Source organism: Streptomyces sp. NPDC005774, assembly GCF_042871645.1.
In the GTDB taxonomy this organism is placed as follows: domain Bacteria; phylum Actinomycetota; class Actinomycetes; order Streptomycetales; family Streptomycetaceae; genus Streptomyces; species Streptomyces pratens.
In genome coordinates this window covers 34773-47089 of record NZ_JBIAIV010000054.1, presented here as the reverse complement: position 1 = coordinate 47089, position 12317 = coordinate 34773, and the positions used below count along the sequence as shown (strand labels likewise).

9 protein-coding genes and 1 pseudogene are annotated in these 12317 nt (G+C 70.5%); 3 read left to right on the top strand and 7 right to left on the bottom strand.

From position 1 onward, the window contains the following. The 3 genes from ACFYQA_RS32950 to ACFYQA_RS32940 form a co-directional block, all read left to right on the top strand. A partial coding sequence (locus ACFYQA_RS32950) for a DUF3631 domain-containing protein (RefSeq protein ID WP_388925857.1) occupies positions 1-708 on the top strand: 708 nt, incomplete at its 5' end. Between the two features lie 309 nt (positions 709-1017). After that, a complete protein-coding gene (mobC, locus tag ACFYQA_RS32945) occupies positions 1018-1536 on the top strand; it encodes a plasmid mobilization relaxosome protein MobC (RefSeq protein WP_388925854.1) in 519 nt (172 codons plus the stop codon). Continuing rightward, a complete protein-coding gene (locus ACFYQA_RS32940; protein ID WP_388925851.1) occupies positions 1533-3233 on the top strand; it encodes a relaxase/mobilization nuclease domain-containing protein in 1701 nt (566 codons plus the stop codon). Before mobC ends, ACFYQA_RS32940 begins: the two co-directional genes overlap by 4 nt. Positions 3234-3363: 130 nt before the next feature. On the opposite strand, the gene ACFYQA_RS32935 is transcribed toward ACFYQA_RS32940, so the two are convergent. The 7 genes and pseudogenes from ACFYQA_RS32935 to ACFYQA_RS32905 all read right to left on the bottom strand — a co-directional run bounded on the left by ACFYQA_RS32935 (position 3364) and on the right by ACFYQA_RS32905 (position 12253). Next, positions 3364-3900, bottom strand: a complete 537-nt coding sequence (locus ACFYQA_RS32935; RefSeq protein ID WP_388925848.1) for a hypothetical protein — start codon at positions 3898-3900, stop codon at positions 3364-3366. A 45-nt stretch (positions 3901-3945) separates the two neighbouring features. Then, on the bottom strand, positions 3946-5061 hold the full coding sequence (locus ACFYQA_RS32930; RefSeq protein WP_388925845.1) for a hypothetical protein: 1116 nt from the start codon (positions 5059-5061) through the stop codon (positions 3946-3948). Positions 5062-5148: 87 nt separating this feature from the next. After that, a complete protein-coding gene (fxlM, locus tag ACFYQA_RS32925; protein WP_388925842.1) occupies positions 5149-7230 on the bottom strand; it encodes a methyltransferase, FxLD system in 2082 nt (693 codons plus the stop codon). Positions 7231-7251: 21 nt separating this feature from the next. Beyond that, complete coding sequence (locus ACFYQA_RS32920; RefSeq protein WP_388925839.1) at positions 7252-8526, bottom strand: lanthionine synthetase C family protein; 1275 nt, start codon at positions 8524-8526, stop codon at positions 7252-7254. Then, positions 8523-11476: pseudogene (locus ACFYQA_RS32915) on the bottom strand (lantibiotic dehydratase). The gene ACFYQA_RS32920 and the pseudogene ACFYQA_RS32915 overlap by 4 nt, the downstream one beginning before the upstream one ends. Positions 11477-11693: 217 nt before the next feature. After that, positions 11694-11873 (bottom strand): FxLD family lanthipeptide, encoded by a 180-nt coding sequence (locus ACFYQA_RS32910; protein WP_360031175.1) that lies wholly within the window; start codon positions 11871-11873, stop codon positions 11694-11696. A 191-nt stretch (positions 11874-12064) separates the two neighbouring features. Then, a complete protein-coding gene (locus tag ACFYQA_RS32905) occupies positions 12065-12253 on the bottom strand; it encodes a hypothetical protein (RefSeq protein WP_388220674.1) in 189 nt (62 codons plus the stop codon). Positions 12254-12317 lie beyond the last annotated feature (64 nt).

The window sequence follows — 12317 nt, the reverse complement described above, 5'->3', positions numbered from 1 at the left end:
CCGTTCTTTCATGCCCGTGGCCGCACCCGAACCTCCGTCCAGATGGCCACCCGCGCCGCACACCTCGAACGAGATCCGGTTTGCCACAACGCACTGACCGCGTGGCTGACCCCGCTGCGTGGCGCGGCTGCCGGTCTGGTGCCGGCGATGCCGGTCGAGGACCGGGCTGCGGACACCTGGGAGCCGCTGATCATCGTCGCCGACCTGGCCGGCGGCCACTGGCCCACCAGCGCCCGTACCGCCTGCCTGGCGATGGCTCAGCACGAGGCCGTCCAAGACGAGCAGACGACCCTGAAGACACGGCTGCTGCGTGACATCCGCCGCGTCTTCGAACAGGAAGGAAACAAAGAGGCCCTGCGCTCGCAGGACCTGCTCGCCGCGCTACTGGCAGACGCCGAATCTCCATGGCCGGACTACGGCACCAAAGGGCTGAATGCCTACCATTTGTCGGCGCTACTCAGGGACTTCGACATCCGCCCGGCCAACTCCCACTTCGAACAGGGCCGCCAGGCCAAGGCATACGCCCGCAACCAGTTCCTCGACGCCTGGGCCCGCTACTGCCCCGACCCCACCACCGCCCGGCCAGCCAGCGCAGATGGACACGAGTCCGCGCCCGCACGTCCAACCCAGAGCAAACCGCCTGCCCCTCCGACCGGGTCGCTACCCGTGGGCCTGCCCGGCACCACCGGCCTCAAGCGCGCCCGCTGACTCGCCTCCCTCTGGGACCGTCTCAGTCCGTCCCATCCGTCCCCGCGCAGGTCAGCGCGGGGACGGACTTCCTCGCCGCAACGGATCGATCCGTACCTGCATGCCTGTCCGTACCTGTCCTGACCAGCCACGGGACGGACGTGACGAAGCCCTGCCCACCTGCCACCGGAGCACACTGTGCACGACAACCCCACAGACGACGCCCCCTCCGGCCACCGCAGGGAACCCTCCAGGCCGGCCCACCGAACAGCAGCAAGGTATGCCGTTGGACCGTCCAAGGGCCGGTCCAATGGGGGCTCCGCCCCAGGGGTGGCGGAGATCCTCGGGCGCCAGGGGGCACCCGAGGGGGAACAGCCCGCCAAGGCCGCGGCCGTCTTCCTGCCGCGCGCCTCCGAAGCCGCCGCCCTTCACCGCATCGCCCGTCGCCGAAAGCGCAAAGACACCCAGCGCAAGGAACGCGTCGATGTGCGCTACAGCGTCGAAGAGAAGACCTCCATCCTCACCAAGGCCCGGTCGCTCAACATCGCCGGCGCCCACTACGTCGGCGCCGTCGTCATGGCCCACATCCACGGCGACCTCGCCCTACCCGGCCAGCGCACGCCGCTCGACGACTACATCGACGAGCTGACCGCCCTGCGTGAGCAGGTCGCCAAGATCGGCAACAACGCCAATCAGATCGCTCGGAAGCTCAACTCCGGCGGTCATCCACATCCTGGGGATACCGCCACCCTGGCCCAGACCGAACGCACCCTGGGCGCGGTCCGCGCTGCCATCAGCGCGATCGCGGCAGCGGCGAACCAGACCGTCACCAAGAAGGCGGCCCGGTGATCGCCAAGATCAGCAGCGGCAAGGACACAGCCGGCCTGATCCGCTACCTGTTCGACACCAAGAAGGCCAAAGACCACACCGACCCCCACCTCGTCGCCTCCTGGGACGGCTTCGCCCCCGACCCCGGCCGCACCGACGACTTCACCGCCACAAAGAAGCTCCTCGTGGCCGACCTCGACCTCCGCGTCAAGCAAGCCCGCCGACTCGGCCGAGCCCCCGAGCGGCACGTCTGGCACTGTTCCCTCCGCGCCGCCACAACCGACCGCCACCTCAGCGACGAGGAGTGGGCCGACATCGCCCGCCGCGTTGTGGCCGCCACCGGCATCGCGCCCCAGGACGACCCGGACGGCTGCCGTTGGGTCGCCGTCCGCCACGCACCCGACCACATCCACATCGCCGCCACCAAGGTCCGCGGCGACCTGCGCACCGCGCGCCACTGGAACGACTACCTCACCGCCGACCGCGAACTCGCCACCATCGAAAAGGAATACGGCCTCTTCCAAGTCACCCGCGGAGACCGCACCGCCGCCAAGCGCCCCACCCGCGCCGAACAGGAAAAGGCCCGCCGCCAAGGCCAGGACAAGCCGGCTCGTGAACGCCTACGCACCATCGTCCGCACCGCAGTGGCCGCCACCACCAGCACCGAGGAGTTCATCCGCCTGCTCAGCCACACCGACGGCATGCTGGTCGAAGTCGTGTACTTCCCTTCCGGCGACGTACGCGGCTATAAGGTCGCCAGCAAAGACACCACCACTGCTGACAACGAGCCCGTCTGGTTCTCCGGCTCCGAACTCGCCCCAGACCTATCCTTCCCCAAGATCCAAAAACGCCTGGAGAGCACTGCCCCGCAGTCCAGCGGCCGACCGGACCGGCACAGGGCCAGCCCTTGGCACCAGGCCGCCGCCTCCGCGGAACGCATCCCTCGCCACCTCGACCAAGCCGACGGCGAAGCCGCCCAGGCCCACCTCGCCGCCTTCGGCGAAGTTCTCGACGTCCTCCCCTTCCTCGCACCCCACGCTTTGCGCCCCCGACTCCAGGAGGCAGCAGCCGCGTTCGAGCGCGCCACCCGCTCCCGCGTCCAGGCGGAACACCACCACGCCCGCGCCCTGCGCGGCGCCGTGCGGGCGATGCTCCGCGAGCCCGCTCCCCGGGACGGCAACACCCTGGCGATGTTCCTGGACGTCGCGGTCCTCGTCGTCATCGCCGCCGCCCGCTGGCACCGGCTTCGGCACCACAACCAGCAGGTTGCCGCCGCCCACCAGACGCTGCTGCACCTCCAGGCCGCCTACGACCAGGCCGCAGCAGCACCATTGGCCACCCTCGCCCAGCGTCGGCCTCCCCAGCAGACGGTGGACCGGCACATCCACCACATCCGTCGGGCCGTGCCCGACCACGCCGAGCACATCATCGAAGACCCCGCCTTCAACGCCCTGACCAGCGCTCTCACCAAAGCCGAAGCAGCCGGCCACGACCCGGAACGGCTTCTCCAGCAAGCCGCCGACCAGCGTGCCCTGGCCGACGCCCACCGCCCTGCGCGGGTCCTGACCTGGCGCATCCAACGCCTCAGCACCAGACCGGTACCGAGCGCACGCGCCCGCGCCGCACAGGCCCGCAGCACAGCACAGCGCCCCAGTGCCCCGCTCCACCCGGCAGCAACCGCCCTGCCCCCGCAGTCGACACAAGACCGGCGTCACTGATCACGACCTCACGCACAGCCGGGGAGCCGACGACTGCAACGTGCTGGGCGACGAAAAACGGATCGGTGCTACAGGAGGAATGGCCCCAGCGCGGGTGATCCGGTCGCCTGCTCGTCCACAGGCGTCAGCGTCAAGGGGCAGGGGTGTCGACGATCTTCGCCAATTCGCCGGCCGACTCGGAGGTCAGGCGGTAGAACCCCTGGAGGCTGATCGAACGCTCGAGACGGCCGTCCATCACGTACTTCAGACCACGGGTTTGGCCTCGGCGGTTTCGCCAGGTAAGCCCTGCCAGGAGATCGCCGGGGATCGGCATGTCGAAGCGTACGGGCGTCGCGTCCACGTGCACTGCCGCTGCGCCGCAACCGTTGGCACCGAGCATCGACCAGTCGCCGTGCCCGGAAAAGGCCGGGTCCTGCCATGTTGCCGGGGCGGTGCCGCAGCAGTCACGCCGTTCCCTGTCGATCACCCGCATCCGGCTCACCACGAACACGACGCCCCGGTTGACGTGCAGCGCGTACACCTCGTCCCCAGCACGGGCACCTGACCAGGCAGGCAGGGAAGAATGCACACCGCTGAAAGCAACCGGCGGGCGCTCGCCCGTGCGCCCCTCCTTGCGCAGAGCACGGCATGTGTCATGGGTCCACAGGACGGTGAAGGCATCGGACATGCCGTGATCCTATGAACGAGGACTGACAACCTTCCGGGGCAGCACTCAGGGAGCCAACTGCTCTGAGCATGCGAGGCTTTCGCGGATCACACTGTCGCTGGCGCGCACAGCCATTGTCAGTTCGGCTTGCAGCTTGTCCGAAATGGCCCCTGTGCCAAGGGCACAAGCACGCACCAGAGCGCGGCAGTCCTGCTCCTGCCGGTCTGTGGCGAGCGCGGTGAACAGGGGGTTCGCCAGGTTCTCGCGGGCCGCGTAGCCGTCTTCGGCATCCGTCGTCCTACGGTGCAGTTCCTCGACGATGCGGCGCGCACCGGGCGCCTGGGTGGAGCCGATCGCGTCGAGAACGGTGAGCCCGAGCCTGACATCGAAGACGGTCATCCCAGGTTCGGTCTTCCGCTCAAAGTAGGTGGTCACCAGGTCGGTCAGATGACCGTCGACCGGCAGCCCGGCGTCGCGGCGGAACAGAGTGGCCAGACATGCCGTGACGGCCTGCTCCCACGTGTCCCCGGGCATCGTGTCGGCGAGGAGAACAGCGGCCTCTGCCGTGTCACCCGCGACAAGAACGGCGAGTACGGCGACTTGGCGCCCGTCGAGCATCCGCCTGCCCACGCCACGGTGAGCTTCGATGTGAGCCAGGGCCTCCGCCCATCGTCCCTCGGTGGTGAGGGTGCGTGTGCCGTCGGCGAGGAGTACGCGCCACAGCCACGCACGGACCTCGTGGCGGTCCTCGTCGGTCTCGGTGAGGTCCGCCGGTACCGCGATGCCCTCGAACCGAGCAGCTGTGCCCGCCTCGACTGCCTCGTACAGGTCGAGCAGTCGTCGGCGGCCTTCGTCCACGCGGCCGGCGCGGATCTGGAGGCGGGCGAGGTTGACGACCGGTTCCAGTCCTCGGATCGCGCTCATGCCGGGCAAGGGGCAGGCATGGAGGTAGGCGGCGGCGTGTTGGTGGCACATCTCGCGCGCGAGGTCGGGAAGGCCGAGATCGGAGGCGAGGAGCGCCGCCTGGTTGTAGACGGCCGAGGCGAGGCCCTGCTCAGTCTTCTTCACCGCGCTGTCGGCCAGGTCGACGAGCGCGCGCACGCGCTCGGGCAGGGGCAGGCAGGCGGGCCGGAATCGGGCGACGAGCGGAAAGCGCTGGGCTGTGGGTCCGTGCGGGTCCATGGGCCCCCCGGGCGTGAGTGGGAACTGTTGAGGTGACGGTGCCCGCCAGCCGTACGCCGACGGGCACCGTCCACTACGTGCGGGGCGTCACTGCCAGTCGACAACGATGCGGTTCAGCGGGGTGTCGAGGGCGAAGAGGCCGGGGCGCTGCTCGATGGCGGAGGCGTCAAGGGGCTGGATCTCGAACGTGGCCTCACGGCCGCGGTACTCCCGGTCCCAGGTACGGATGGCGTCGGCGACCTTCGTGGCCAGTCCGTCGCTGCCGGGGCCGTGGCCGATGACGCCGAACTCCCAGAGCTTGCCGCTCTCGGGGGTCTTATCCTGCGACAAGCGGCGCGCCAGGTACGTGACGGCTCCCTTGTCGACGGCCGCCGTCGACGAGGGGTATGGATCCTCGGTGAGCAGAGTGCCCTTGGCGCTGTGGGGGAACAGCATCCGGATCAGGCCAGAGGGAAGGGAGCAGGTGACGAACAGTTCCATCCACTCCGGCGACTCCATGGCGCGGACCGTCATGCCAGTCCACTCCTCGGTACGCGGCTGGTCCAGGACACCGGCAAGGGCGTCGGCGTCGACGTTCTGGCCGGCGGGGACCTGAAGCCGGACGGTACCGTCCGCGCTGAGTGGGACGACACGACGGTCGTCGTCAGCGATGCCCCGCCGGAGTGGCATGAAGGTGTTCATCTCGCTGCCGAGGGACACCCATCGGCCGTCGCGCCGCTCGTAGGCGATGGAGCGAGAGACCGTGCCCTTGAGGCGCTGGGGGATGAGCAGCCGGCCGCTGGGGGCGAGCTGCTGCAGCCAGGCGTGCGGCACTCCGTGGGCGCCCACGGTGGCGATGATCCGGTCGTACGGCGCTCCTTCGGCGTGGCCGAGGGCTCCGTCGCGAGTCACGGCCTCGACGTTGGCGATGCCGGCGGCGGCGAGGTGCGCGCGGGTGCCCTCCACGAGGTCGTCGTCGACGTCGAGGGTGGTCACGTGTCCGCTCTCGCCGACCAGATGGGCAAGCAGACCGGCGTTGTAGCCGGTGCCTGCGCCGAGTTCGAGGATGTTCTCGCCGGACTGGGCGCCGAGCTGGTCCAGCATGAGGGCGACGACACTCGGCTGGGAGGCGCAGGAGATGGACGTGCCGTCGGTGTCGTACTTGATGTGCACCGGGGCGTTGGCGTAGGCGTCTTCGAGCGAAGCATCGGGCACGAACACGTGGCGCGGCACGGTCCGCAACGCGTTCTCGACGGCGCTCGTACGGGCATGTCCGTCCGCGCGAAGCTGGTCGACCAGGGCGTTGCGGAGGCGCTCGGCGTCCGCCGTGGGGGTGGCGATCGTGTCGGTGTTCACCGCGCCGACGCTATCGGCGTCGGCCGTTGCCTCGGCGGGCGACGCGGTGCTGTCACTCGTTCCCATGATGACCTCTCGTGCGATGTGGGACAGGGCGCTTTGGTCGTCCCGGGGGAGACCGGCACGGTTGGCGTGGAAGATCACGTGATGGGCGAGGATGGCTCGCAGGCCGCGGGTGAGAGCGCCTCGGTTGGCGAGGTCGGCGAGCGTGGCTCCCGCCCGTTCGAAGGCGCTCACCCATGCGTCGTGCGCGGGCATCGGGCCTCCCTGGCGGCAGAGGCCGCGGACATCGGCGGTCATTAACTTCCGTATGGCCGAGGCCAGTTCGGCGGCTCGTTCGGGTGGTGGAGGGCTGGCGGTCGGGCGGAGGGCAGCGACCTTTGCCCACACGTCGCCCTGTTCGAACCAGTCGAGTCCGGCACCCCGCATCATGGCGCTCGTCAGCAGGACGGCGGTCTCCCTGCGTCCCAGGTGTTCCGGGCCCGGCTGGTAGGTGAGCAGGTGGCGCGAGTCGCTGTGGAACAGTTCGTGGGTGACGTCCATGACGTCCGGGCCGCCGAACGTGTCGACCTCGGGCTCGTAGATGCAGGGCAGCCACGACACGGCTACGCCGTCGTCGACGAGATCGCTCAGTAGCAACTCGATGACCGGTGAGGGCTCCTCAGCGCGGTACCGCAGTGGCCAGGGCTGCTTGTTCATGAACCACCAGCCGGTGAGCTGCCCGTCGGCCTCGGCCGCGATCAGGGCGGGACCGAGGCGTTCGGCAATGGCGCGGCGGGCGCTCCCGCGGTCGGCGAAGGTGATGTTGTGCTGCTGCCAGCGGTCAGAGGGCATAGGGGTCCTTCGGTCGGCGGATCAGGCGATGAGCAGGCAGGTGTCCCAGGCGGGCCGGGGCGGTGCGGCGGTGCTGGACGCGAGGAGCGCCAAGGCTCTGCCGGCGGCGCCGTCAAGCAGACCGGGGCCCCGTTCCTCGTCCTGAATGAGCGCCGTGGCGGCGAGATCGGGGTCGGTGCCCGGTGGATGGACCGCAGTCAGGAACGCCGGGATCACGGCGCGGAGTCGGCCCACGGTCGAGGGGTGGGCGTCGTCGGCCGTACGGGCGGCAATGTGGGCAAGGCCGGCGAAGCCGTGGCACAGACCGGTGTCGGTTGTGGCCTTCAGCTGGTCGGGATCGGTGAGGGCGACCACGAGGGCGTTCTCCGCGTCGACCTGGCGGCCGGTATCGCCGAGGGCGAGCGCGGCGAGTTGCTGGGCGCGGGCAAGGCCGGCGGTTCCGTAGCACCAGGACGGCCGCCGGGGCGCGGACGGAGCGAGGCGACCGGTCCGCAACTCGTCCCGGGTGATCCAGTAGGGCCAGGCCGGTCCGCGGCCGGTCTCCTGCTGCCAGCGATCCAGCCACGCCAGGATGGTGCGCAGTGCCGCGTGATGCCCGTCGGTGAAGGCGCCGCTCCGGGCGGCGAGGGCCAGGAGCGCGAGCACGCCGCCGATGCCGTGGGCCATGCCGGTGTTGGCGTGCCCGCCGGGGAATCGGTCGTCCGGGCTGCCCGAAGGCCCAGTCTCCGTCCACCAACCCGGCAGGGTCTCGCCGTGGTGGGTGATCGGTTCGGTGAGGCGCACGCAGTAGTCGAGAACGGCGTGCGTCGTGGAGCTGCCGGGGTTGCGGCGCAGGAGGTAGGCACCGTATCCGGTGAGGCCCCGGATGGTGTCGAACTCGGCGAGCCGCGGCAGGCGTCCAGCGTCGATGCGGCGGTGTGCGGCGTCGAGACGGCGCGCGACGTCGACCTCGATCTGTCGGTCCATCGTGTTCAGGGCGCGATGGTAGGAGCCGGGTAGGTGGTTGGCGGCGCAGGCCAGGGCGTGGGCGAAGGCAGGCATTCCATAGAAGGGGTGACTGTCGGGGCCGCTGGTCAACGGCTTCTGCGAGGCGGCGGCGAGCCAGTCGTGGGCGCGCTGCCACGATCCCAGACCGGCCGCTGCCCGCTCGATGTGCAGGAGCGCGATGCCGGGAGGGCCGTAGGCGAGGTGCTGCCGGTAGGAGGATGCTGCCCGGGGCCTGCGGAACGCCGTATCGGGGTCGGCAAGCTGAGATGCAACGGCGTCGACCAGGTCGAGAGCGGGACGGGCGGTCACGACGGCCTCTTGGTGGTGCGGGCGGTCCAGGCCAGGCGGTGGCACGCGCCAGATAGAGGCACACCTCTTCCTCGGGGAAGTTGACCGCGACGTGCCGCACGAAATGGACATGCAGCAGGGAAGTCAGGACGTCGTCGACGGCGATGCCCTGGGTGTCCGGGCCCGGCAGGTGCGGCCGGTATGCGGCGAGCGCCGTATCCCGGTCTGCCCATCCCGACACGATGGCGTCCCCTCCCGGGACACCGCGCAGCGCCGCCCAGTCGTCGCGGGGGTCGGCAAGCCGTACGGCCTCGGTGAACTGCGGGCGCGGAATGGGCACGGGGGCGGTCGGCGGGATGTGGTCGATCAGCCACCTCATTGCCGCTTCGGCGCTGCCGAGGAACGCGGAGGCGACGGCGACGGTGTGGGCCGCCACCAGCGTGCGCTGGTTGGGGCGCTGCGGCTGCGCGAGCTGGGCCAGGACGGCGCGCGAGTCCGCCCGGAACACCTCCTCGGCCGCGTCCCATGCGGCGCCGGAGCCCCAGCGACCCATCTCGCGGTAGGAGGTGGGGTAGCGCAGGTCGGCCAGCAGGCCGGCGCCGCGCAGTTCGTCGGCCCACGCGCTCACCGTGCGGGCCGTCCGGGCGAAAGCTCCCGGGTCGGGGAGGGCGATGCGTAGGCGGAGGTGCTGGTCCGGGTCGCGGAAGCGGATGAACCACCACGGTGGGTTGCCGAGTTGTTCGAGGAGGCCAGGAAGGTGCTGGGACAGCAGGGTGTCTTGGCGGCGGGGGTCTCCATACAGGGTGGCCAAAAGCGCCGGGGAGGAGGCCGGGGTCTGGATCTGTGCCGGGGAGAGGGAACGGGCTCGGGTTGGGGCGGGCGTGGGCGGCCACGCCGGCGGCCGGGTCGCCTTGAGGGGCACTACGACCTCGTGGGTTCGCCCGTCGCACCAGCCGTACGCCTCCGGTTCCGGGGCCTCGGTGAGCACGGCCAGGCGGGTACGGTCGAGGTGTTGGCGCAGGAGCGTCCGGTGGCCGGCTTCGTCGAGGTCAAGGAAGAGACGTCGGTCGTCCTCGACGAGGTGGACGCGGCGCGGCAGCCGTCGCCGGGCTCGCCAGTCGATGACGGCGGCGTCCCACTCGGCCCGGGGGCGAGCGCGGCCTGGCAGGTCGGCTGTCTCCAGCCGCCAGCGTGCCGGGGCCAGCACGATGCGCCCGTACCGCAGGCGCGGCAGGAACGGCATCGCTGCTGCGGCGCCCCAGTCGAACACGGTGACCTGCGCGCACTGGGCGCGGGACAGCTCCGTGAGGAAGCGCGCCAGCGGCGGCGTGTGCGTGTGCAGGTTCAGCGCGTTGATCCCGATGGCCTCAACACGGTGGCCTCGCTCCGGGACGGCGAGGTACATGCGACGGCCGTCGCACCCCACTGCCAAATCCTCCGGGGTAAGGACGGCGTCCGCCGGGGCGCGGTGCTCCTGGAGGCTGACCACAGTGGGGAGGACCTGTGGAGCGCGGGTGACGTGGGCACTCTCGGGAAGTAGCGGCGGGAAGGAGAGCTGTGCGGGCACGGTGTTGCCGTCCGCGGCCGGGAGATCGGCGAGCTCTGCGGCCAGGACCTCGCGGTCGGTGGAGGCCAGCACGCTGAGGAACCGCCCCGTGGACACTCCGGCGCCTCGGGACACGCTCACGACCTCCAGCCGGAATTGCCCATGCTGCAAGTCCCCCAGACTGGCTGAGTGCACCCGCACCCCCACCTCCAAGTGCGGTGGCACCCGGGGTTCATCGGGCCCCACGTCCAGGGCCGCGATCAGTTCGTCGGTGAGGACCACCTCGTCGAGTCCGTCGAGCGCGGCGGCCTGCGCCAGCCGTACGAGGGCGTCATCCCGAGCGGAGACGCGAGGCTGACGCACGCCGACCGGAGTGCCCGGGTAGCCATCGGGATATCCCGTGCCGCTGTCCGCCACGACCTCCGCGAGCGGCACCATCGTGCCGATGCCGTACCGCTCGTAGAACCGCTGGTGGTACTCGTCCCACGCGGCGGTCCCGTACGGGCGGGTGCTCACCCGGGTCAGGATGAGGGCGGCGCGCTCGATCTCCCGGGCTACTTCGTCCGGTAGCACGATCTGTGCGTCCAGGCGCAGGTCGAACGCGATGGGATGGCGGCGCAGGCCAGGAACAAGAGTCCGCATCCGTGCCGCGACGCTGTCCCTGCCGGCGTGCGTGGCGCACTCCTCCAGGTCCGCCTGGACCGCATGCAGCTCGCGTACCGTCTCCGCGACCAGGGCAAGGCTTCGGGCGTCGACCGCGTCGAGTTGGCTGAGCAGGTACCGGAGGGCGTCGGTCTCGGTGCTCGGCGCGTGCAGGCTCGTGATCAGCACCCGCCGCTGGATCAGTTCCTCCAGCAGGCGACGCGCCTTCTCCAGTCCGGCCTCGGGGAACTCCGCCCGGAGCTTGTCCACGAGGGTGCCGAACCGGATCGGCGCCCGGGTCGCGGCCAGGACCGCGCGCACCGGTTCGGTCAGGGCCAGGGACGCCTCGACCGCGCGAGTCCGGTCGTCCTGGACGTCGGGCTGGAACGGCACGATCAGCCGGTCTCCCCGGCTCGTCACGGTGTTGTTGACGACGACGGGCAGCAGGTCGAGGAGGTCCGGGCACGTCTCCAACCGTTCGACCACGGCGGCCAACCACTCTGCCCCCGCGCGGCCGACGGCCACGTGCTTCTCGCCCCAGTCTGCACGTGCCTGCGGGCCGAACTCCGCGGTGGCCACGCCGGCGAACAGACCGAAGGGCGTCGCCCGGTGCTGGGCCCGCAGCAGGTAACGGGCCACAGACAGCGCCGCGCGCCGCACATCCCGTAGGAGAGGACGCTCGGCCCTGTACAGGGCCCGTACTTGCGCGGCCAGAACCGGGCTGGAGTGTTGCAGTGCTTCGGTGATGTCCGTGTTCGCCCAGATCGCGCGCAGCCACGCCACGCAGGCCGCCGAACCGCTGGGCGAGCGGTCATCGAGGGCAGGGCACGGAGGAACCGGCAGGGACGGCCGGGCCACGGCGCGCATGAGAGCGGTGGAGCCGGTTCGGAACGCTGCGGGCTGAGCAACCACCACTACCTCCGTAGGGCGAGGGGACGGGCGGCTGGTGCCGCCGCGCCGGGACGCGGCGGCACCAGACCAGGGTGACCTGCGGTCCGGGTCAGGCGACGTTGGTGGTGCAGGCGCCACAGGTGGACCCGCAGTTGTCGTCGGTCAGGTTGACCAGGCCCGCCGGGTCGGCGATCTCGACGAGGGAGACGTCCAAATCGAAGCCGTCCGATGCCCCCGGGATCTGGGGACGCACTTCGGTAAGGCTGGGAACTACGGTGTTACGGGTCATGCTCCAACTCCTCGTAATTGCTGGTGTGTTGCTGGACTTTGGTGCACACCAGGCCCCATCAAGCGGAGAGCTGCCGAACGGCTGGCTCCCTGGACGGTTCCTGGCCTCCCGGCACGAGGGGACGTGCCCCGCGCAGGAAGTCCTCGCGGGCTGCTTGCCTCACGCCGGGAAGTCGTGTGCCGGCAGTCTGATCAAGCGGACGCCGGCTGCCGCTCCATGAAGTAGGCGAGTGCCTGAGCCTTGAGGCGGTCGAGGCACGGCTCGCACGCGCAGAAGAGGGCGTGCTGCCCATCCCACTGCACCGGGCCGAGCCAGATCACCAGGACTCCGGTGCGCTCACAGCCGAGCCGGCAATCACCGGTGAGCCATGGCCACTCCACGGGAGAATGTCTCCTTCTCTCAGGTGGTCGGGATGGCCGATCCGACCCTTTGGCAGTCGGGTAT

Coding starts and splice junctions, on each gene's coding strand:
- fxlM (WP_388925842.1), bottom strand. CDS start 7,230: ATGCCCTCTGACCGCTGGCAGCAGCACAACATCACCTTCGCCGACCGC.
- ACFYQA_RS32910 (WP_360031175.1), bottom strand. CDS start 11,873: ATGACCCGTAACACCGTAGTTCCCAGCCTTACCGAAGTGCGTCCCCAG.
- ACFYQA_RS32930 (WP_388925845.1), bottom strand. CDS start 5,061: ATGGACCCGCACGGACCCACAGCCCAGCGCTTTCCGCTCGTCGCCCGA.
- ACFYQA_RS32935 (WP_388925848.1), bottom strand. CDS start 3,900: ATGTCCGATGCCTTCACCGTCCTGTGGACCCATGACACATGCCGTGCT.